Origin of the sequence: Pseudoalteromonas sp. NCIMB 1079 (genome assembly GCF_040567695.1) — a bacterium.
GTDB lineage: Bacteria > Pseudomonadota > Gammaproteobacteria > Enterobacterales > Alteromonadaceae > Pseudoalteromonas > Pseudoalteromonas distincta.
The window spans coordinates 3201371-3221775 of record NZ_JBEWZA010000001.1; the positions used below are offsets into that span (position 1 = coordinate 3201371).

A 20405-nucleotide genomic window follows, 5' to 3' on the forward strand; every position below is an offset into this window, starting at 1 on the left:
GCTTACGGTATGTCTGTCGTTTCACATTGATGTATAGTGGTGTTCTTCATGAGGACATTAGGTGTGCTAGCCGAATGGCAATCTGCCTAAGTGGTCGCTCATTACTCCCATGCTCGGCCTTCAGTTCTCAGCGTCCACATTCCTGCTTAGCCGTCATCTCTTGCCTATTTCCGTCGAAATACTTGTGAGCCAATAAACAAAAGTCTTCGTCTTTCATACGCTTAAAGAATACTTCCCCCCTTCGCAATCAATTAAAGCTTTTGGCTAAAATTGACCCCATCAAACATAATGTTGATGGTCGGCTTGGTTTTCCCCTCCACACCATTACTGGCTTTCATCGGCCTAGCCTTACTCACTACTACGGGTTCATCTGCCACCTCACACCGACACTAAATCTTGGCTTTCACCTTGTATTTAGGCCACTTACTCTCATTAAGTTTAGATGCCAGGCTTCCCCAGTTACTGCACTGGCTCCCTGTTAGAAATCCCACCCTCAAGCACAGTATTGGTCTGACTAAGTATAGGGCGTTGCGCTATTTTGCACGCTGACCCACCAATACTGCCGAAACAGGTTACGGTTAGTTGTGTACCTCTAACTTCTTATGGCTTCCTTCAGACCCCACCGTTGGCCAGTGATGCCCTTGCCATTCAGATTATCTTCCCCTTAGTCAGGGTGATAAGGCATCTTTCAGCCTATCGGGTTTGCCAGCTTCGCTGGGCAAACAAAAAAGGTGAAACTAAGTTTCACCTTTATAATTAATTATGAAATTAATTAGTTAGCGTTAAGCCGTAGAAACGTTACTTGCGCCTGCATTGTTAAGTATTTCTTCAATAGCGTTTTTATTGTCACTATCGTACTTAACACCAATTAATATAGAGCCCTTTTCAATGGCATCTTCATAATACTTAATTTCGTGCTCAGGAATAAATGCACCAATTGCAGCACCTAAAGTACCACCTACTGCGGCGCCTGCGCCACCAGCAGCAAATGCTGCGACTAATGGTCCGGCAACTAATAAGCCCGTACCACCGGTTGCTACAGTACCTACTGCAGTAAAACCGCCAATAATTGCAGCAAGAATACCACCTGAAGCCGCGCCTACAAGGCCACCTTCAGCCGCTTTTGTACCTTCGTCTACAGCAAAATCTTCCTTTGCGTATGAGTCATTGGCTACAATGCTTATGTTAGCTTCATTAATACCTAAAGCTTCTAATCTATAAATTGCGAGTGTTGCTTGTGATGCACTTTCGAATAACCCTGTAATAACGGTACTCATAATAACTCCTTTATTTATTTAAGAAAATACACTTACTACTAAGCAAAACCCAAACCAATAAATTTATTATTTAAAATCAATAAGATAAAACAAAACCCATAACTAACCCTTTCATTGTTAGAGTAAAAATTGCCAAATTTTGTAAAAAACTCCTATCTACAAAAAAACGCCTTACGAAATAAAGGGAGGTTTTTATTACTCTCTTGTTTATGGTTATTACCGTGCTTAACAATAAAATTAAAAACACCAAAAGAGCATTATTTTTTCATACGCTTTAAAGGTTAAAAAAGACGCTTACCCTCTTCAACCCCCTACCCAGTTACAATTGTGTTTTATTAATTCAGTAAAGAGTCAGCCTAATTTTGTTATCACTACGGCTAATTTTTCGGTGCGCATAAATCGTAAAATACTGTGCTAAATCTCCTTTTTATATTGCCCTGCTATTAGCAGATATAGGCCGGCCATGGATTACGAAAACAACTTTTTAAGTCAATCACAGCAAGCTGCACTTCAACAATCGCTAATTAATACCAAGCTTTTAAGTCGCCTTTCAGTAAATAGTGAAGATGTACCTTCGCTTGAGCAACAAGCTTATGGGGCTATTGCAGTTATGCTTTATCGCTTTAATTTACAAAAAATAAAATGGTCATCATTTTTAAAAACGGCAATAAACACAGCTAGCAACGCCTGCCAATGGCTAGCCAGCGAGCTTACAAGATGCCAACAAGAATACAAAGCCCAACCTAATGACGCTGTAATAATTGAGCAAAACGCTTTTTTGAATGGCATTTTTAGCGAAGAGCTCGCCTATATTGACGCCTTACTAGGTACTGAGTGACTAACTTAAGAAATACCCTAACAACAGTAGAGTAATCTTTAGCTTAATATTCTAACTAATGCCACGGTATTGGTTGCTCTATAACCACCACTCCTCAACTAAGTTAGCATCAGGCTAATGCTTCAAATTGATTGGTATTATTGCGGGTAGATATAAATGCTTTGTGTTTCTCGTAATACCTATTTTAAGCCTATCGGTATATAAATTGCTGTTAATACTGTTCTTACTTAAAGAGTTACCTATTAATAACTCAAGTTACAACTAAATAATCGAGGATAATATGAGTAATAAACAGCTAATTACGACAATAGGTATAGGTCTGGCCGCTGCATCCGCAGGTATGTTAACAAGGAAAACTTTACAAAAATCGTGGGAAAAGGTTACCAACGAACCAGCACCAAAAGATAGACCAAGCGAAGAAACAGATCTTAAAGAGGCCGTTACATGGGCAGTAGTCTCAGGTATTGGTGCGGGTGCTGCAAGAATGGCCGTACGCTATATGCTAGACAAGCGCCGATCTAAATAAACCGTCCCTATTGATACCTCTTATAAGTATTAAACGTAATACGGAGAGGCTTAAAAGGCGGCTTGCGACAGCTACTCCTGTGTTGTCGTAAGCAACTTAAAAAAACCTTAAACAAGGTTATTTAACCATAGAGTTAAAACACGTTAAAATTAATATCAAAATGGGGCCCTGCGATGAAATTTAAAATGTCGGATGGTACGGCTGCGCTGCTTATAAGACCTACGTAGGTTGGAAAAGCCAAAGGCGTCTTCCAACATGTACTCCATATTTTAAACAGATACACTCTATTAAGCATTAACCCCCTTTCAAAGTTGTTGCCTGCCCACAAGCTTGCGTATAATGCCCGCATTCCGGCTGCATTTTTTAGCCGCTAACTTGGATTTTAATAATGAAAAAACTCTCTGCAGTGCAAGTAAAACAGCAAGCACTTGTACTTAATACTGCCGAAAAATTAGAAGAACAAGGCCGCGCTGAGCTCCCTGGTATGTTGCAATGCTGGTTTGATGTGGAATATCACTTATTTCCAAGTTCTTTATTGCTTTGTTTTCAGTTTGAAAACGAGCAAGCCTTAGCAGCCGCAGAGCCTGATATATTAAAATGGCAAAAGCGTTTAAGCGGCGCAATGCTTAAAAAAGGCGTTATTTTAAAAGATATGCGTAAACATTTAGTGTTTACCTTAAAAGGGCCTGATGATTAAAGCGGGGTTTTAAAAGGGTTATAAAGCCTTTCGCTCGTATCGTCGAAGCGCATAAAACCATAATGAAAAGCCGTTGCATTGCTGTAACGGCTTTTTACTTTTATTAGAACTTAAAGTAGAACCTATAAAGATCAATTTTTGACTCAGGGATTTTTATTAGCCGATGATACTAATTGGCCGTTAAACAATACTAATGCACGGCAAAAGCAAATTTCAGTCGATTCAACGTTAATCGGTTGCCCTAAGTTAGTAATAATAGGATAGTAAATTACACATAAAAAATAGCCTTATATTAGGAATATTATGATCAAAGTATTATTAGCGACCAGCTTAATTGCCTCTTCATTCGCTGCTTTAAGTAATCCTTTAACTGTTGAAGAACAGCGTATCAACAAAGCCCAATCGGCAATGCCAAATGTTTTAAATGCATTTACCTCACAAGTATCAAGTTTTGAGCAACAATTTAAAGAATTAAACGACTTTAAAAGTGCAAAAGCATTAGTACAAAACTTTAGCTTTGAACTGTGGGAAAACGCCAAGCAACGCATAATAAAAACCAGTAACTACGACGACCGAGAGCTCTACTGGGCTCGCCTGCTTTCAAGTAAAGTAATACGCACAACTTCACCTAAATTTTCAATTACGCAGGCTCAACTAAATACTTTACTAACAATGCTTGAGGACGGCAGCAGAGGACGTACCGATCTTGCTTTTTCATCAGGCAGTACTAAAAAAATATTACTAACAGGCTTTGACCCTTTTTTACTCGATAAAAACATAAACCAAAGTAACCCCTCAGGTGTTGCGGCGTTATTACTCGACGGCCAAGTTATTAATTACAACGGCATAAGCGCAGAAATTAACACCGTTATGGTGCCTGTACGCTACGAAGACTTTGATGAAGGTATAATAGAGTCGCTACTTGCCCCCTACTACGCACTTAATAATGTAGACATGGTAGTCACCGTAAGTATGGGCAGAACAGAATTTGACTTAGAGCACTTTCCGGGTAAACGTCGCAGTGTAACCGCCCCAGACAATGCCAATATTGTGTATGGTGGAACGCAAACAAGCCCAGTAATACCAAAACTTAATGGCCGACCGCTACCGGGCAACGAGTTTGTAAAATTTAGCTTGCCTGTAACTTACATGCAAAACGCCAAAGGGCCTTATAAAGTTATCGACAATCACGAAGTCACCACGCTTGAAAAAACCTATAAAGCAGATTCGTACGGTGAGCTTAAAAATAGTATTGCGGTAAATGGCGGCGGTGGTGGTTACCTGTCTAACGAAATATCGTACCGAAGTATTCGCCTGCGCGATGCCCTTAATTCAAGTATACCTACAGGGCATATTCACACCCCACGTATACAACAGTTCGAACCTGAAACAGAAGCTAAAATAGTAAAACAAATAAAGGCAATGCTAGAGCAAAGCTTAGTAGCGCTATAGTTTATAACTACTAGTTTAAGCGCATAAAAAGGGCAATAATATTGCCCTTTTTTAAATGGGGTTACTAGGGCAGGTTTTGCATTTTTCCTTAATCACAAATGGCAAAAAGAAAGACCTGACCCTGCTGATTTTTTAGAACAACTTGTAATTATACGAGAACTACGTGAGCGTCTAGCGAACTACACCTATGTTTTAAAATTCCAGGGTAACAAGCTGTCGATATCGGGCTCAGGCTGGCACAGTTAATCAAGGCAAGCACAGATGTAATTAAATGGGATTAGACCATTTATCTTGGCGGTTTCCACAATGCTGTAAAGGGTAGCACTAGCATGGGCACCGTTAGCCGTTTGGCTAAATAACCAATTCTTTCGGCCTATCACAAACGGTTTTACCGCGCGTTCTGCTCTATTATTATCGATGCTAAGTCGGCCATCATCAACATAGCGTATGAGCTTGTGCCATTGATTTGCCAGGTAATTAGCTGCCTCTATCAGTTTGCTGTTCCCCACTAAATTTGGCTGATCCTGCTCAAGCCATATTTTTAGCTTGCTAAGAATAGGCAGGCTAACCTCTTGTCTTGCCGTATATTTGTCATCCACACTTTTATCTTTGATGCGTGACTCAACGCCGTACAGTTTTTGGATAAGGCTCAATACCACATCCGCTTTGCCGGTTTTGTTTTTACCTTGTAGCTTTTTCGCGTCGATAAATTTACGACGAGCATGCGCCCAGCAGCCAATTAAGGTTGCCTCTGTTCTGGCATAGGCTTGATAGCCATCCACGTGCAAGTACCCTTGATATCCATCAAGATAATTGACCACGCAGGCGGCCGCGCGACTATTGTGGAAGTCGTAAAGTACGATATTAGGGATGGGATTATTCGGGTCTGGTGAATCTCGACCCGAGCAATACACCCACATGTAACTGTTTACTTTGTCCGATTTCACCACCTTTAATGGCGTTTCATCGGCAAACAGCGTGGGTTGCCTTAACAGCTCGGCTTTAAGCCGTTCAACTAATGGCGCGAAGAGTGTGGCTGATTTGTCTATCCAGCTGCTCATGGTCTGTCGACTGAGTTCAATACCGTATTGCTTAAACATCGCTTCCTGGCGATACAGCGGTAACCCGTATTGGTATTTACTGGTGATAAGCTGACTGAGCAAACTGCTGGTTGCAATGCCTTTGTTGATGGGCATGGCAGGCATTGAGGCTTGTTTAATCTGTGTCTGAGTTGAGGATTTATCACAGTGACGGCAGGCGTATTTAGGCCTAATATGCTCAATCACTTTGATTTTAGCGGGTATGAACTCAAGCTTTTCTGACTTATCTTCACCCATTTTATGTAGCTCACCGCCACAGCAATCACAGGTTTTGTCGATGATGTCGTGAATAACCTGCTCACGAGGTAAGTCTTTTGGCAGTGGCTTACGCACCGGCTTTTTACGGGTATAGCTAATGGATTGTTGCTCTGCCTCAACTTCCTCAACAATTTCTTCCACTTCATTGAATAACTCGCCTTGCCCGGCAAAGCCTTCAGCACTTTTGCCGAATTGTTTTTGTTGGGCCAAGCTCCAGCGCTCTTCCAATGCCGCAATCTGGGCATCCTTCTGCGCTAACAGTTTTTCAAGTTCAGCAATGCGCTGTTTAAGGGCGAGTTCATTTTTCATGACGCCTATTTTAAGGCATCATCAAAGGCTTTGCAGTGCTAACTGAACTCACTTTGATGATCATCAATCGATCGCAAATATTAAAGCATTTGCTTACCTGCGACATCAATTTTACTGTGTCCAATCACATCATAACCCGATAATAACCAGTGTAATTGCTGCTCGCTTAAGGTCATGGTGGGTGACATGAGTTTGGGCCATTTGAACTTATGCTTATCTAATCGCTTATACCACAGTGCAAAACCGGTGTTATCCCAGTAAAGCAGTTTGAGTTTGTCACGGCCTTTATTACAAAACACAAATAGCGCACCACTGAGCACGGGTAGTTCAAGCTCTGCTTCCACCAACGCCGCCAGACCATTAATTGATTTTCGAAAATCAACGGCATCGGCACATAAATAGACGGTGGGTACATCAACGAACATCCTCATACCGTTAGCCCTTTAATAATGGCAACGATATCGGCCGTCGCTAAATCGATAGGAAACGTGAGTTGGCCGGTTAGCGTATCAAACTGCAGCGTATTTTGACGAGTTTGCGCGCAGACTTCAGTAGTTTGTTTTACCTGGACAAAACGTGATGATGTAAGGCACTGCGTGTGCACTGGCAAGGTAGAATTAGGCTGGTCTTTTGCCAGTAAAGCACGTTGTTTATAATAAGTCGTAATAGCGACATTATGGTGTTGGCAGAATTCAATATTAGTACCACTAAACGTACTGCGTTTCAGCAAAAGCTGCTGCCACTGTGCGCTTGTTCTGTAAGTTTTCATCACCTGCTCCGAATTTATCATTGAGCAGGTATTTTTAGATAATCAGAACATCGATGCTAGGTGTGGTTCGCTAGACGCTTACCCTATAGTGGGTGTGTGGTCGGGTTTTATCTGACCTTAGATGGGAATACGGAAGAGTCACTCCTAATGGCACTCAATAATGCATTTACTAATAAAGTAATTTTTGCTGCATTGCATGGAGTTAAAATTGAAGAAAAAAACTGGCCTTGCCACCATATATGCAGTGAAGTTTTATTTGATCGTGGAACCGAATTTAAAGATAAAAAAGTCACTGAGTTAGTTGAGTCACAATTAGGAGTATTAGGGGTCTCTTTTACAGAATCTTACATGGGGAGTAACAAAGGCACTGTAGAGGGAGGCTTTAAATCGATGCAAGAGTCTATTACAGAATTTACGTCGGCTAGGATAGATAAAGATAAGCCTAAGAGTACACAGCATGCCTCTCAAAAGGCGCTACTTACAATGACTGATCTATATAAAATTTTAATAGCTCATTTTATTTTTCAAAACCACTCTAGAAATGCTATTGAGAAGCGAGATTTAGAAGATTGTATTAATAATGTAGAGCCAACACCTCAAGCTATTTTTAACTACAACTTAAATACAAAAGCTAATGGAGGGGTAGTTAGGTCTAACCAAGAGATTATGATGGCATTATTGCCGCGATGTAAAGTAAGTCTTGTAAAGCAATCGTTTAAGATAAAAAGACCTATCAAAGGTAGTGGTTCTATGTCTCTGAATTATGAAACTAGTAACCATGACCTTAACAAATATCGAGAGGTTGCGTGTAATGATGATGGGGATGGTGTTTGTGAGATTGAGGTAATGGTATTACCTAATTGGGTTGATCATGTTTGGTACTGCGGGCCGATCACGGGAGGAGAATGCGTTGAGCTTAGGTTAGCAGATAGGAGTAAACGATTTGCTAGTTTGTATGGTGATGATATCGAAAGTTTAATGAATCAAGATTTAGTATTTGATCGCCAGCTTAGAAATAAACGTCAAGATTACAAAGTATGTCTCGCAAAATTTATCAAAGAATCTGAGTCAAACAGAACGAAAGATTTAGAAAACGTTAAAAAGACAAATAATAAATCAATATCAAAACATCTAGATGACAATACCAAGCCCGATTTAATTGAAGAAATTCTATGTAATGCGCAAATGGTTTCTGCCACATTGATGGGCGGTAATTCCTCACTACTTGAAGGAGATGATTGAAGATGTTTAACCCATTAATTAATGCTTTACCTAGAATTGAAAGTAAGTCTAAATTTTATGAGGCTATGAGTAAGGCTAAAAATACCGAACTATCTCATCATTGCTATATATCAAGTCAAATAAAAGAGCATTTTTACGTTCCAACTGAAGATGCTTGGAAAGTTTATAAAGCTATAAAAACAATGATAATGGAGGGGTATAGGTATAAAAATATTAATAGCTCGGAATATTTTAAGGATGTAAATAAAGCTCTTTTTAATGAGGAAGATAAAGCTAGTGGTCACATCACGAATAAAGTTGAGTTCGGTGGATGTTTATTCGGGGAATCTGGTGTTGGTAAAACAAAATTAGTCAGGGAGTCTTTACGTTTATTTCCACAAAAAGTTAACCACCAAAGTTCGAGCAGCGTAACGAATACACCTTTAATTCAAATCCCTTGGATAATGATAACGTGTGAAGCAACAAGGAAAGCAACCCTTAGGTTAATTATTGAGGAAATCGATAGAGTTGCAGGAACTTGTAATTTAGCAAAGCTGAGTGAACGTGAGAGTATCCACAAATATTGCAGTGTAATACGTTTACTTTGTATGAATCGCCCCGAGTTCATCGGAGACCAGTTTGTTTAAGTCAGGCCACTTTACCTGACTCGTTTAAATTATCATAGTAGTCTGTTTCATATTGAGCTGGTGAAATATACCCAATTGAAGATAATAAGCGTTGATTATTAAACCAATTGACCCACTCTAACGTTGCGTATTCAACAGCATCAACATTCTTCCACGGGCCATTTCTGCGAATAATCTCTGTTTTAAATAATCCATTTATTGTTTCAGCCAATGCATTGTCATAAGAGTCACCCACACTGCCTACAGACGCTTGAATTCCAGCTTCAGCAAGTCGCTCAGTGTATCGTATAGACAAATATTGGCTGCCTCTGTCGCTGTGGTGAATTAACCCTTCGGGGTTGCCACGATGCCAAATAGCTTGCTCTAACGCATCAAGAATAAGCTCTGTGTGCATTGTCGTTGATACACGCCAACCTACAATGTATCGTGAAAAAACATCTATCACGAAAGCGACATAAACAAACCCACTCCATGTGGCAACATAGGTGATGTCAGCTACCCAAAGTTGATTTGGCTGCTCAGCAGTAAATTGACGATTAACTAAATCAAGTGGCTTATCTTGTTGCTCGTCAGGTATCGTTGTCTTATGTGCTTTACCCCGACGAACACCTTGAATTCCCATAACTCGCATCAATCGTTCGACTGTACAGCGGGCGACTTGATGGTCGTCAAGCTGTAGCTGCTTCCATATTTTTCTTGCACCATAAACTGACATATTATCCTCCCACACTTCGCGAATGAGTATTATCAGCTCAGCATCACGCTTTTTGCGGTTAGACAGTCGCTCAGGCTCTCTTTGTATCTGTTTATGAGAATAATACGTTGATGGTGCAATCGGCAATTCCTTGCAAATTGACTCGACACCGTAATGCTCTCTGCAAGCATCAATAAAATCCACTATTACTTCTGTTTGCGGTCGAGCTCCGCTTGGGCGAAAAAAGCGGCAGCTTGCCTCAGGATATCATTCGTTCGCTTGAGCTCTTTATTCTCGCGCTCTAAGATGGCAAGGCGTTCTTCAGTTGATGGCGTATTAGAAGAGGGTTTAGACGGTTGAGCTTGAGACTTCTTGACCCATGCTCTAAGTGTTTCTGGGGTACATCCCAGTTTATCTGAAATCGATACTAGCGCAGCCCAAAGAGAAGGGTATTCATGCTGTTGTGTGGTAACAAGCCTAATTGCACGTTCACGAAATTCTGATGTATAGCGATTTGATTTTTTCATAGTTCCAGTTTCTCAAGTTATTGAGTCTCTGGCAAACACGGGGCGATTCAGTATTCAATATTCAATAGGGATTATTGTACTTGATGAGAGTCAGTGGTTTGATCAGAAATCACAATCGAATAGAGACTCTATTAACAGCTCTTTTTTACAGCAAATTTATAATCGATTTAATGTCCCTATTCTGCTTATTGGTACTCCTCAATTAGTTCAAGCTCTAATGCAAAGTCAAGCCACGTTGAGGCGTTTTAAAGAAGCTATATATCATGAGCTTCATTATTTTGAATCAGACTCTGAGGAATGGAAAGTAGCTATACAAACGTTATTTACTAATTTTATTTTCAATTCAGCGAAAAAGCCTCTAACAAAAAAGCAGTTTGATCTGATAGATGATTTTGCTTTTGGTTGTATGAATGAATTAATTCATCTCGCTTGCAAAGTATCAGAGCTTGTAGAAAACGGTCAGGCTAATAAGCCTACGGAAGCTATATTAAAAGCTTCTATTAAGGCACTTAAAAATAGTAATACAGATTTTAAGGTTGGCCTAAAAGGAGTCTCTAGAGCCAAGACTAACTCGAATCATACATATGAAGCTTTAAAAAATATCAAAAGGAGTAAGCGTACAAAAGATAAAGAAGAGCCGTATAAACCTCTAGATTTAGATCAATTTATGTAGAGTAAGGTGCCCAAATGACTGCTATTAAAGATTTAGGTAACTTCTTTCCTATTCAACCTAATGAATATTTTCCCGCCTATATAATGAGATTACGCTATTTAGGAAAGTATTTAAGCTTACCTAACGAAATGCTTATATCTGATATAAAGGCTTCAACAATACCCGATAATATCTATCCACGCTCCATTATTCCTTGCATAAAGATATTGGTGCCAACAAGTATTGAAAATAACAACGGGCCTATAAACCGCGCAGTATTAATTGATCATTTTAGTGCTAATTATTGGCAAGGCTTTATTAAACCCGGTGAGCTTAACCTTTACAATACAGCGATTATAAATGGTCACAAGGCAAGTAATAACCTATTTGAAGGTGAGCAGCTTTTAAAAGTATTTAAACCTCTTAAATTTTGTAGAATGTGTGCTGAAGATGATAGGAAATCAATAGGCTTGTCGTACTGGTACAGTGAGCATCAAATACCGACAATTTACACTTGCTCAAAACATTCTTCAGCATTAGAACATGCCGTATGGGAGCATAAAAAAACCTTAATCGATAATCCCATTATATCTTCTAATAATGCGTGTAAATTACCTAGGGTAGTTATAACTCCCTTACATGTTTGGTTGGATAAGCAATCTAAATATTTATTAACTCAGCCCTTACCAAACACTAGGGCATGGGTCGCCTCAGTTCGCGAAACTTTATATGAACTATTTGAGGCAAAATATACGTCAAGGGGCGTTGTGTTTTCATCTAGGTTAATTAACCAATGGGGTTTATTTCTAAGAGAATCATTTAACAAATTGGAGCCTACTAAGCGTTATAGTGCTGAACTTAAGAAATTTAAAATTCAACATATTTTATTTCCTAAAGCGAAGCAGACACACCCTATGATATTTTTGCTTTTAATTAAATTTGCTGAAGAATATACGGGTGAAAATATAGCTAGCTATCGCACTGAGCATTTTAAAAAATATTCACTTAACTGTGATGGGCTACTGAGTTAAAGCTAATGAATATACTGCCGTTGCTACCTGATGAGACAATATATTCATTTTTGGCACGGCTTAGAGTTTACTCTGGTAGTTATAATCATCGTTCAGCGAGTTTGCTTTGGTTTGAACAATATGGGCTAAGTTTAGACCAAAAGCTAGCCACTCACTTAGCGCATTTTTCTGCGCAAACGAACTTCCCAGTAGAACTATTACTTAATGAGCATACTTACTACCCCTTATTTTCTTTAGCGGGTAATGAGCCTAAAAAGCTTAAAGAAGTTATGCTCACGGGTCCATCTTATCGATTAGGCAATTACGCTAAAATCTCCCAATCGGGTTTGAAAGCATTGAGTAAGGATAAGTACTGTTTATCGTGCATTGAAGCTGATAAAGAGAAGTATGGTGTTGCTTATTGGCACCTGTCACACCAGTTCACAGGCATACAAAGTTGCCATATACACAATACGTTACTTGTCGGTACACCGCCTTCATCAAGAGTGTACAGCTTGCCTCCGCAAGCAATATCATCTTCTGATGTGCCAGCGAGTGATTTACAGCGGTTTTTCACTACTTATGTGTTGGAAGTTAATGAGTCGGCTAAATGTCAGAAGCGTAATGATTTGTTATTGGACAAAAATAATTTGAATGCCCTGATTAGACAAAAAGGGTTTATGAGTAATGACAGTATCAGTATGCAATATTTACTAGCCGCTATATCTAACGTAACCGTGCGACTGTTTAATAACGATGTTTTTACTGAACACGTAGTAAGAAATTTTATTCGCAAGCCTTACTATGCATGTCATCCGCTTAAACTTATATTATTTCGCTTTGCCTTGGAGCAACAGCCTGACATAGCGGCGCAAGAGCATTTACAGTTATTGAAACCAACAGATAAAGATAAAAAACGTGAGAAACAGTGTCTATTATTACTACAAGAAGGTGAATTAAATTTTACTGAAATAGCTAGGCGTGTCCGCTGCTCCATAGGTTATGTGATTAAGCTAGCTAAACAAGAAAATATAGCTTATTTAAAACGGACGCAATTTATTTCAGCTGATATAGAAAAGCGAATTTTAATGCGTTTAGTAAAAGGTGATGCTAGAGATGCAATAGCACGCGAAGAGCAAGTATCTGTTAGCTCTGTTGAGAAAATATGTGGTGAGCATTATCAGCTTTCAGAGTGGCGACAATACTTAAGGGCACTGGGTAAAAGAGACAAGTATCGTATTGAGATGCGTTCAGCCCTTAAAAAGCACTCCTTTTCTACACGTGCCGAAATTAAAGCTATGTACCCAGCTTGTTATATGTGGCTTTATAAATACGATACCCAATGGCTATATCTGCACCTACCTCCAGCATCCTATCGTTCAAAATAATTAATAGAGGTGTGAGATTGATGAGCCACCAAATCATTTGTATTCAAGTTAGCGAGCTAAATAAGAGTAGCCTCTATATGCATCATCGACTAACAACGCCTAGTTTATGTTTAATTGAATATAGCGATGATTTAATGGCTCAAATCGAACGCGCGCGGCAGGTACTTTCAAGCAATGAGCTAGAAGAAGTGGTATTAAAAGTAACGGGTATTAATTGGTTTTTTGAACTTACAAAAAGGTATGGGCACAACACAGTATCGTACTTACATGTAACACCCTACAAGATTGCTTTTTCGGGGTTAGTGCCACCTAATAAAGAGCCTTACTTTATCACTCCTTATATAGCTACAACTGATATTTTAATAGACGGTTGTACACTTAAAAAGGTTGAGCTAGACAAAAAACGCTATACGTTGGCTTTATCTATGGTCAAAGAGCTTGAAGTAAAGGAAGTTGAACTAGAAGAATTATCTAATTTAATTTGGCGTTTAGACGAAGTAGGGAACTCAATACACGAACTGGATAATAGTTGTATAAATAGCTTATCCGCCGGTTGTGATTCCACTTTGCTAAGTATTAACGAGGAGATTAATCATTTAGAAGCAAGGCTGGAAAAGCTGGAACTTTATATAGAGCAACTTCTAAGGCGATTAGTAAAGCGCTTGTTTGGTATCGGTTACGGTGATTGGTTAACACATATTAGTGCTGAGACGGGGAATAAAGTCAGCTTACGTTTTGAGCATTGTAGTTATCATAATAAAGTAGTTACATTTAGTGGTGTGGGTATTACTAAGGCAGGTAAAGTGGGTAAACGCTATCAATCAATTAGCATTGATATTAGGAAAGAGGGATGAATATCCAATCCTTGATTTCAAAGCTAAAGCAAGCCAAAAAGCGCCGAGTTATATTTGATTACCATCGCTCACCGAAAAATGGGGTTGATATAAGTACCGAAGACTGGATATGGATAGCCCCTTTTTTGTATGGGCTGTTCAAAGAGCTTAAATCAATGAAGTACACCATTACGATAACATGGTGGGGAGAAATTTTTGTTATTTACAAAGGGGGTGATACTGCATTTGAATTGACTTTAAATTACCAATCCTCCGTTCCCTATACTTATGAATTCACGCAGCGAGTACGAGATAAAACCCATGTTATACACACGATTTCAACTAGACAGACTGCTTTAAGTTTAGGGCTGAAAGCCTATCGTACGGGAACCAAATGGTTCTATATCCCTTTAGGAGAATCCACAGCTACGCCAGCTAGTGCAGCATGTAAGATTAACGAAGTGATGCAATCTCGACTTAAAGAATATAGTTTTGCTGGCTGGTCAGTAAAACCCGATATAGCTATTTCAGATGACATTGCGGCTGTTATTCATTATGGAGCAGCCTTATTTGGCTTAGGCTCTAGGTTTGATTATATCTCTAAGAAGCTTCTTGAATTAATGATTTACCAAGATATTGAGTTAACCAATAATGCTATACACATAAAACGTAGCCCATATCTAAGCGGCTATGAGTTTTATCTAGATATTAAACACCTCTCTTTTATAAAAAAGTATTTACCCCCTCAATAACTTCATACCTAAAAAGCATACTAGATATTTTTAATTTAAGTTCTACACTTTCAAATAAGCTTATTTGAAGTGACTTTGTATATATTAAAATTAAGGATATTTAAGATGGATCTATATTATGTAAACAATAACTCGCAAACTACTGGTAAATAAAGATTGTAGATATAAATCTAAAGTTGTTGAGTCAATTTCATATCTTGCGGTAGGAAAAGGAATATTGTGGCGTGCACTTGAAGTAAGAGCTCTTTGATTATTTTTGTAATTCTTAACGCCCTTATTTGCAATGGATAATTGCTTATTACTTACATACTTATTAAACAATTGGAGGAATTGGTTACGTGTAACTCTGTAACTATCCCAATCCAGATAAGGATTATCTTTTTTTAACCTGTCTTGTAAATCTATGCAAAAAAGAGTGAATAGCTGATGTAATTTATTAGGGCTAGAAAGGGATAGTTTTTTAGCAAAACTCTCCATAACATCGTGTTCAAGTTGAGTTATAACACGTTGATTCAACCTCCCATCAAACCTAGGTCGTCCTAAGCCACAAGGATACTTTGTCTTAGCCTCGTGTAAATTTTTAGGAATTTCACGTCCTTTACCTATTCTATGATTATTTGGAATAAGCGCATCCTTACAACGACCAAAGGCAAAGTAAGTATTTAATGCTCTATAAACAGTAGATAAATTTACACTATATTTCTCGGAAATTTTTCTTAAATTTTGACTTGGATAAGTTCCTTTTACATATAACTCTAATGCATCAGGAATTGATAAAAAGTCAAAAATCATATCCATTTTTTTATTTAATCGCTCTTTTAACTTTTTAGCTCTCTCACGTTTTTCTGTATTCTTTTTTCTAGTCATTTTCGACGCTAAAAATAGATCCGAATACCATTGCTGGCGCTCTCCTGAAATAAAATCATTTTCGATACATTCATACTCTTCAATACTAAAACCAAGGAGTGGTTTACTTAATTGATGCATAAATGGCTTTTTTATTTTATTTCTATCTTGTAAGGAAAGTAATATGCATTCTGGATTATTCAGAAATGGATATTCAACGATCGTAAATCTAATATCTTTTTTAACTGCATTACATTTATTATTCTTTACACTTAAATGAGCGTTCTTTACTGGATATTTGAGCACCTGGTTTTTAAGATATTTTAAGACCATACATCCCCCTTTTTAGGGTAAAGAATGTGGTAACTACCAATCTCCCTATATAAGTCAACACTGATTTCGTTATGCCAAATAAGGTACCAAAATATAACCCTTACTAAGCTAGTTTCAATTTTAGTGGTCTGTGAAACTAATTCGCATAACTTGAGCAAAGTTATATACTCACTACCCTCAAAAATAATAACAATTTCTTTTTTAACCTTATTATGAATCGCCCCGTGTTTGCCAGAGACTCAATAACTTGAGAAACTGGAACTATGAAAAAATCAAATCGCTATACATCAGAATTTCGTGAACGTGCAATTAGGCTTGTTACCACACAACAGCATGAATACCCTTCTCTTTGGGCTGCGCTAGTATCGATTTCAGATAAACTGGGATGTACCCCAGAAACACTTAGAGCATGGGTCAAGAAGTCTCAAGCTCAACCGTCTAAACCCTCTTCTAATACGCCATCAACTGAAGAACGCCTTGCCATCTTAGAGCGCGAGAATAAAGAGCTCAAGCGAACGAATGATATCCTGAGGCAAGCTGCCGCTTTTTTCGCCCAAGCGGAGCTCGACCGCAAACAGAAGTAATAGTGGATTTTATTGATGCTTGCAGAGAGCATTACGGTGTCGAGTCAATTTGCAAGGAATTGCCGATTGCACCATCAACGTATTATTCTCATAAACAGATACAAAGAGAGCCTGAGCGACTGTCTAACCGCAAAAAGCGTGATGCTGAGCTGATAATACTCATTCGCGAAGTGTGGGAGGATAATATGTCAGTTTATGGTGCAAGAAAAATATGGAAGCAGCTACAGCTTGACGACCATCAAGTCGCCCGCTGTACAGTCGAACGATTGATGCGAGTTATGGGAATTCAAGGTGTTCGTCGGGGTAAAGCACATAAGACAACGATACCTGACGAGCAACAAGATAAGCCACTTGATTTAGTTAATCGTCAATTTACTGCTGAGCAGCCAAATCAACTTTGGGTAGCTGACATCACCTATGTTGCCACATGGAGTGGGTTTGTTTATGTCGCTTTCGTGATAGATGTTTTTTCACGATACATTGTAGGTTGGCGTGTATCAACGACAATGCACACAGAGCTTATTCTTGATGCGTTAGAGCAAGCTATTTGGCATCGTGGCAACCCCGAAGGGTTAATTCACCACAGCGACAGAGGCAGCCAATATTTGTCTATACGATACACTGAGCGACTTGCTGAAGCTGGAATTCAAGCGTCTGTAGGCAGTGTGGGTGACTCTTATGACAATGCATTGGCTGAAACAATAAATGGATTATTTAAAACAGAGATTATTCGCAGAAATGGCCCGTGGAAGAATGTTGATGCTGTTGAATACGCAACGTTAGAGTGGGTCAATTGGTTTAATAATCAACGCTTATTATCTTCAATTGGGTATATTTCACCAGCTCAATATGAAACAGACTACTATGATAATTTAAACGAGTCAGGTAAAGTGGCCTGACTTAAACAAACTGGTCTCCGATGAACTCGGGGCGATTCATTAAGCTTTTGCTTTGGATGCTCTCTGCGTCCCAATATATAAGCTTGTGCTAAATTTTCTTGAAAGTAATATCCTAATAAATAATGCTCGCTTGTAATTAAGCTCCAGCTAACTCCTTTATCTAACCAATATTGGCGTTCTATTTCATGTTTATCGTTTATCCGCTCAATTTTTTTATCTGTGGCACCTAACCTACCATTGCGATTCAAACATTTTAATGAGATTGCATGCCACACTTCGATATTATTAGCATCGGTGTACCTCATTAAAACGTCTGTAGTCATTGGAGTATACTGATATACAGCATGCTCTTTCGAAATATTTCCTTTAGGTTTATAGGCAGGATGTCTAATGCCTTTTTTCTTGGCAATTTCGACTGTTTTATCAATATCATCTAAAGGTATTTGCATCGCTATTTTTTTCACATTTGGTAAAAATAGCAGGGCTTTTAAAAAACCACTTTCTAATTTAGATAATGCCTCTAGTGGCACTATGGATTTTTCTGAAGGGGCATGCTTTGTGGCTAATCCAACAGATGAAACTGCTTTAGTTGGGAAGTAAGGGACTAAATAACCTTTTTCTTCGCACCTTTTCTTCCACTCTTCTAGCTTCCTACACGTCAGAGCTGTTATACGTGGTGATTTTTTTTCTTTCGCAGTTAAGCCACTATTGCCGTCTTTAATATCTTCATAATTTTTCATACCCGTAACCTTCTCTTGATATGTATTTAAATCTATATACACAAAAAAATAGTGTCAAGTACAAAAAACAGTCTAAAATAAAAATTAACACATATAAATCAGCAACTTAATAACACGTATTTTAAGTTTGTCAACCAAACTCATTCTTACAAAGCATAGTTTTTTTGACTCAATAAAAGCTTAAAAAAACGACAAATAACAACAATGTAAGCAGTAGTTAATCAATAATAAATCGGAAGGGGAAACCAAATGGTAATAACTGAATCGAAGCTAAAACTATTCGAAAAACTGATTAAAAGTAGACTTTTTTCTCAAAAAAAATATTTTTATTTTTTTATAAAAAAGCAAAAAGTTAACAAAATGACAACGCTAATTGATCTACTTGAATCACCAGAGGGGCTGGATAAGCTCGAAAAGGAACTCGATTTTTTTATTCGTACTAATAAAAAACAACATATAAAGCGCTTTTTAGGAGCATTAAAATGAACGATTTCTCGCGAGCTCAGCAGTACATTAAGTTTTTTACTGAAGTACTCAAACTTAATAAACTTACAAATGCGCCTACTGAGCAACACCGTATTTATTACAATCAAATCAACTTATTCTTATCGCATCACGCTCTTTTATCGGCGGCTCAAGTCATTGATTTACTCTCGACCCCTAGCAAGCCGTTTACTGAACAAGATTTAAAAAACTTAGTCGATGAAAATAAGGCCTTTTTTGTAACAGCACCAAATTTCGCAGGCTATGAGGGCTACCCTGCTTTTCAGTTTGATATCTATAATCGACGCGTTAAAGCTATTTTAGAACCTATTATTGAACAGGTAAGTAAATACTATTTCGACTGGGATATTGTACTTTGGTTAGGGTCATACTTTGGCGACCTGAATAGCTCAGCGATTGAAGCAATAGATAACCCTAAGCAGCATAGCTTGTTGATTCAATTAGCGAGGAATATTGAAAATGAGTGCTTGTAGCTAAAATTCAGTTCTATTTATACGCTATATAACACATAAATATTGAGCTTTTAGCTAAATTACAATACTGTACCTAGATAGTATAAAAGTTACAGTGCGCAGTATTGTCGGCCATTGTATTAACAACACAAAGGACTGCTAGTGATACCTAATTACCAGCAATTTATGCGCCCATTTTTAGAGGTTGCACATAGAGCCCATGGAAGAGAAGTTAAGCTAAGGGATGTAATTAACGAACTAGCTGAACAGTTTAACCTTACTGACGAAGAAAAAACTGAGACACTCCCAAGTGGGAGGCAGCCTATTCTCGATAATCGAGTTGGCTGGGCACGCACATACCTTACAAAGGCTGGACTTCTAGAAGTTACAAGACGTGCGCACTTTGTAATTACTACACGAGGTATAAAAGCACTCGAAAATGAAGCAACGGTAATAGACAAAAACTATTTAAAACAATTTGATGAATTTGTCGTCTTTTCTGAACAAAAAAATGAGGCCCCAGTAATAACTGCCTCAATAAATCCCCAAAGTAATGATAATATAGAAGACATCACGCCAGATGAAGCATTAAGAAACGCTTACAAAGCGATTAATGACGCCCTTACATCGGACCTTTTATCTAGAACACGTAAAGTCACCCCAGCTTTTTTTGAAGACCTATTAATTGAGCTTCTCATCGCAATGGGATATGGCGGTACAGGCGAAGGTGCAGCCCATGCTTTAGGTAAGGCTGGCGACAATGGTGTAGATGGAGTAATAGATCAAGACCCGCTTGGCGTTGACCAAATTTATATTCAAGCTAAACGCTATGCAGAAGGCAATAACGTCGGCTCTGGTGATATCCGAGATTTTTTTGGGGCGCTCAATTTAAAGAAAGCGCAAAAAGGTATATTCATTACCACATCTGATTTCACACCATCCGCAGTGCAAACTGCTAAAGATTTAGGAATGCGCATTGTACTTATCAGCGGTAAAGAATTAGCCAAACTCATGCTTCGATACAATATTGGCAGCAGAGACGAACAGGTATTACACCTGAAGAAAATTGACGAAGAATTTTTTGAGAATTAAAATAA

22 protein-coding genes and 2 other annotated features are annotated in these 20405 nt (G+C 38.5%); of the genes, 15 read left to right on the top strand and 7 right to left on the bottom strand.

The window, feature by feature from the left end; genetic code table 11:
- Window positions 1-782: 782 nt before the first annotated feature.
- A complete protein-coding gene (locus ABX891_RS14895; RefSeq protein WP_024604742.1) occupies window positions 783-1277 on the bottom strand; it encodes a general stress protein in 495 nt (164 codons plus the stop codon).
- Between the two features lie 463 nt (window positions 1278-1740).
- On the opposite strand from ABX891_RS14895, the gene ABX891_RS14900 reads away from it, so the two are divergent.
- From ABX891_RS14900 to ABX891_RS14915, 4 genes are all read left to right on the top strand, one after another.
- Window positions 1741-2115 carry a hypothetical protein gene (locus ABX891_RS14900; protein WP_024604741.1) on the top strand — a complete coding sequence of 125 codons (375 nt, stop codon included), beginning with the start codon at window positions 1741-1743 and terminating at the stop codon, window positions 2113-2115.
- A gap of 280 nt (window positions 2116-2395) precedes the next feature.
- Entirely contained in the window at window positions 2396-2641 is a 246-nt protein-coding gene (locus ABX891_RS14905; protein WP_024604740.1) for a DUF4235 domain-containing protein, read from the top strand.
- A 388-nt stretch (window positions 2642-3029) separates the two neighbouring features.
- Complete coding sequence (locus ABX891_RS14910) at window positions 3030-3338, top strand: hypothetical protein (protein ID WP_024604739.1); 309 nt, start codon at window positions 3030-3032, stop codon at window positions 3336-3338.
- Window positions 3339-3641: 303 nt separating this feature from the next.
- A complete protein-coding gene (locus ABX891_RS14915) occupies window positions 3642-4790 on the top strand; it encodes a PA0049 C-terminal domain-containing protein (protein WP_354629810.1) in 1149 nt (382 codons plus the stop codon).
- A gap of 242 nt (window positions 4791-5032) precedes the next feature.
- Here ABX891_RS14915 and tnpC read toward each other — a convergent pair whose 3' ends face one another.
- The 3 genes from tnpC to ABX891_RS14930 form a co-directional block, all read right to left on the bottom strand.
- Entirely contained in the window at window positions 5033-6457 is a 1425-nt protein-coding gene (gene tnpC, locus ABX891_RS14920) for an IS66 family transposase (protein WP_354629811.1), read from the bottom strand.
- 80 nt (window positions 6458-6537) lie between these two features.
- Window positions 6538-6888: an IS66 family insertion sequence element accessory protein TnpB gene (gene tnpB / locus ABX891_RS14925; RefSeq protein WP_010554756.1), complete on the bottom strand. Its 351-nt coding sequence runs from the start codon at window positions 6886-6888 to the stop codon at window positions 6538-6540.
- Complete coding sequence (locus ABX891_RS14930) at window positions 6885-7226, bottom strand: hypothetical protein (protein ID WP_008467385.1); 342 nt, start codon at window positions 7224-7226, stop codon at window positions 6885-6887. Before ABX891_RS14930 ends, tnpB begins: the two co-directional genes overlap by 4 nt.
- A 96-nt stretch (window positions 7227-7322) precedes the next feature.
- Here ABX891_RS14930 and ABX891_RS14935 point away from each other — a divergent pair, with 96 nt between their 5' ends.
- Both ABX891_RS14935 and ABX891_RS14940 read left to right on the top strand, forming a co-directional pair.
- The gene (locus tag ABX891_RS14935; RefSeq protein WP_502936051.1) at window positions 7323-8468 is read left to right on the top strand and encodes a TnsB C-terminal domain-containing protein; all 1146 of its coding nucleotides are present in this window, start codon (window positions 7323-7325) and stop codon (window positions 8466-8468) included.
- A 2-nt stretch (window positions 8469-8470) separates the two neighbouring features.
- Entirely contained in the window at window positions 8471-9094 is a 624-nt protein-coding gene (locus tag ABX891_RS14940) for a hypothetical protein (RefSeq protein WP_354629813.1), read from the top strand.
- Window position 9095: 1 nt separating this feature from the next.
- Here the strand turns inward: ABX891_RS14940 and ABX891_RS14945 are convergent.
- A protein-coding gene (locus tag ABX891_RS14945) for an IS3 family transposase (RefSeq protein WP_089368776.1) occupies window positions 9096-10315 on the bottom strand; the annotation gives its coding sequence in 2 pieces (ribosomal slippage) (window positions 9096-10036 and window positions 10036-10315; 1221 coding nt in all).
- Window positions 9921-10037: a sequence feature (AL1L pseudoknot), on the bottom strand. Its footprint overlaps the gene before it by 117 nt.
- A gap of 217 nt (window positions 10316-10532) precedes the next feature.
- Here ABX891_RS14945 and ABX891_RS14950 point away from each other — a divergent pair.
- From ABX891_RS14950 to ABX891_RS14970, 5 genes are read left to right on the top strand one after another with little or no spacing between them, the layout of a single operon-like run.
- Window positions 10533-10988, top strand: a complete 456-nt coding sequence (locus ABX891_RS14950) for a hypothetical protein (protein WP_502936052.1) — start codon at window positions 10533-10535, stop codon at window positions 10986-10988.
- 14 nt (window positions 10989-11002) lie between these two features.
- Window positions 11003-11998 carry a hypothetical protein gene (locus tag ABX891_RS14955; RefSeq protein ID WP_354629814.1) on the top strand — a complete coding sequence of 332 codons (996 nt, stop codon included), beginning with the start codon at window positions 11003-11005 and terminating at the stop codon, window positions 11996-11998.
- 5 nt (window positions 11999-12003) lie between these two features.
- Window positions 12004-13365 (top strand): TnsD family Tn7-like transposition protein, encoded by a 1362-nt coding sequence (locus ABX891_RS14960; protein WP_354629815.1) that lies wholly within the window; start codon window positions 12004-12006, stop codon window positions 13363-13365.
- 20 nt (window positions 13366-13385) lie between these two features.
- The gene (locus ABX891_RS14965; protein ID WP_354629816.1) at window positions 13386-14219 is read left to right on the top strand and encodes a hypothetical protein; all 834 of its coding nucleotides are present in this window, start codon (window positions 13386-13388) and stop codon (window positions 14217-14219) included.
- On the top strand, window positions 14216-14950 hold the full coding sequence (locus ABX891_RS14970; protein WP_354629817.1) for a hypothetical protein: 735 nt from the start codon (window positions 14216-14218) through the stop codon (window positions 14948-14950). The genes ABX891_RS14965 and ABX891_RS14970 overlap by 4 nt, the downstream gene beginning before the upstream one ends.
- A gap of 111 nt (window positions 14951-15061) precedes the next feature.
- Here the strand turns inward: ABX891_RS14970 and ABX891_RS14975 are convergent, their stop codons facing one another.
- Entirely contained in the window at window positions 15062-16129 is a 1068-nt protein-coding gene (locus ABX891_RS14975) for a hypothetical protein (RefSeq protein ID WP_354629818.1), read from the bottom strand.
- A gap of 263 nt (window positions 16130-16392) precedes the next feature.
- Here ABX891_RS14975 and ABX891_RS14980 point away from each other — a divergent pair.
- Window positions 16393-17612, top strand: a protein-coding gene (locus ABX891_RS14980) for an IS3 family transposase (RefSeq protein ID WP_244181043.1) whose coding sequence is annotated in 2 segments (ribosomal slippage) — window positions 16393-16681 and window positions 16681-17612 — 1221 coding nt in all. Because the reading frame shifts where the segments join, the coding sequence is not laid out codon by codon here.
- Window positions 16671-16787, top strand: a sequence feature (AL1L pseudoknot). Its footprint overlaps the gene before it by 117 nt.
- On the opposite strand, the gene ABX891_RS14985 is transcribed toward ABX891_RS14980, so the two are convergent.
- Window positions 17576-18352: a TnsA endonuclease N-terminal domain-containing protein gene (locus tag ABX891_RS14985; RefSeq protein ID WP_354629819.1), complete on the bottom strand. Its 777-nt coding sequence runs from the start codon at window positions 18350-18352 to the stop codon at window positions 17576-17578. The genes ABX891_RS14980 and ABX891_RS14985 overlap by 37 nt on opposite strands.
- Before the next feature lie 360 nt (window positions 18353-18712).
- Here ABX891_RS14985 and ABX891_RS14990 point away from each other — a divergent pair, with 360 nt between their 5' ends.
- The 3 genes from ABX891_RS14990 to ABX891_RS15000 all read left to right on the top strand — a co-directional run bounded on the left by ABX891_RS14990 (window position 18713) and on the right by ABX891_RS15000 (window position 20400).
- The gene (locus ABX891_RS14990; protein WP_341615546.1) at window positions 18713-18838 is read left to right on the top strand and encodes a hypothetical protein; all 126 of its coding nucleotides are present in this window, start codon (window positions 18713-18715) and stop codon (window positions 18836-18838) included.
- Window positions 18835-19329, top strand: coding sequence for a hypothetical protein (locus tag ABX891_RS14995; protein WP_354629820.1), 495 nt, complete (start codon window positions 18835-18837; stop codon window positions 19327-19329). The genes ABX891_RS14990 and ABX891_RS14995 overlap by 4 nt, the downstream gene beginning before the upstream one ends.
- A 141-nt stretch (window positions 19330-19470) precedes the next feature.
- Entirely contained in the window at window positions 19471-20400 is a 930-nt protein-coding gene (locus ABX891_RS15000) for a restriction endonuclease (RefSeq protein WP_354629821.1), read from the top strand.
- The last annotated feature ends 5 nt before the right edge of the window (window positions 20401-20405 follow it).

Excerpts from the sequence above, each read along its gene's own strand:
- ABX891_RS14950 (WP_502936052.1), top strand. The coding sequence starts at position 10,533 with ATGCAAAGTCAAGCCACGTTGAGGCGTTTTAAAGAAGCTATATATCAT.
- ABX891_RS14900 (WP_024604741.1), top strand. The coding sequence starts at position 1,741 with ATGGATTACGAAAACAACTTTTTAAGTCAATCACAGCAAGCTGCACTT.
- ABX891_RS14905 (WP_024604740.1), top strand. The coding sequence starts at position 2,396 with ATGAGTAATAAACAGCTAATTACGACAATAGGTATAGGTCTGGCCGCT.
- ABX891_RS14995 (WP_354629820.1), top strand. The coding sequence starts at position 18,835 with ATGAACGATTTCTCGCGAGCTCAGCAGTACATTAAGTTTTTTACTGAA.
- ABX891_RS14990 (WP_341615546.1), top strand. The coding sequence starts at position 18,713 with ATGACAACGCTAATTGATCTACTTGAATCACCAGAGGGGCTGGATAAG.
- ABX891_RS14910 (WP_024604739.1), top strand. The coding sequence starts at position 3,030 with ATGAAAAAACTCTCTGCAGTGCAAGTAAAACAGCAAGCACTTGTACTT.
- ABX891_RS14915 (WP_354629810.1), top strand. The coding sequence starts at position 3,642 with ATGATCAAAGTATTATTAGCGACCAGCTTAATTGCCTCTTCATTCGCT.
- ABX891_RS14970 (WP_354629817.1), top strand. The coding sequence starts at position 14,216 with ATGAATATCCAATCCTTGATTTCAAAGCTAAAGCAAGCCAAAAAGCGC.
- tnpB (WP_010554756.1), bottom strand. The coding sequence starts at position 6,888 with ATGAGGATGTTCGTTGATGTACCCACCGTCTATTTATGTGCCGATGCC.
- ABX891_RS14960 (WP_354629815.1), top strand. The coding sequence starts at position 12,004 with ATGAATATACTGCCGTTGCTACCTGATGAGACAATATATTCATTTTTG.
- ABX891_RS14895 (WP_024604742.1), bottom strand. The coding sequence starts at position 1,277 with ATGAGTACCGTTATTACAGGGTTATTCGAAAGTGCATCACAAGCAACA.
- ABX891_RS14930 (WP_008467385.1), bottom strand. The coding sequence starts at position 7,226 with ATGAAAACTTACAGAACAAGCGCACAGTGGCAGCAGCTTTTGCTGAAA.
- tnpC (WP_354629811.1), bottom strand. The coding sequence starts at position 6,457 with ATGAAAAATGAACTCGCCCTTAAACAGCGCATTGCTGAACTTGAAAAA.
- ABX891_RS14940 (WP_354629813.1), top strand. The coding sequence starts at position 8,471 with ATGTTTAACCCATTAATTAATGCTTTACCTAGAATTGAAAGTAAGTCT.
- ABX891_RS14955 (WP_354629814.1), top strand. The coding sequence starts at position 11,003 with ATGACTGCTATTAAAGATTTAGGTAACTTCTTTCCTATTCAACCTAAT.
- ABX891_RS14985 (WP_354629819.1), bottom strand. The coding sequence starts at position 18,352 with ATGAAAAATTATGAAGATATTAAAGACGGCAATAGTGGCTTAACTGCG.
- ABX891_RS14975 (WP_354629818.1), bottom strand. The coding sequence starts at position 16,129 with ATGGTCTTAAAATATCTTAAAAACCAGGTGCTCAAATATCCAGTAAAG.
- ABX891_RS14965 (WP_354629816.1), top strand. The coding sequence starts at position 13,386 with ATGAGCCACCAAATCATTTGTATTCAAGTTAGCGAGCTAAATAAGAGT.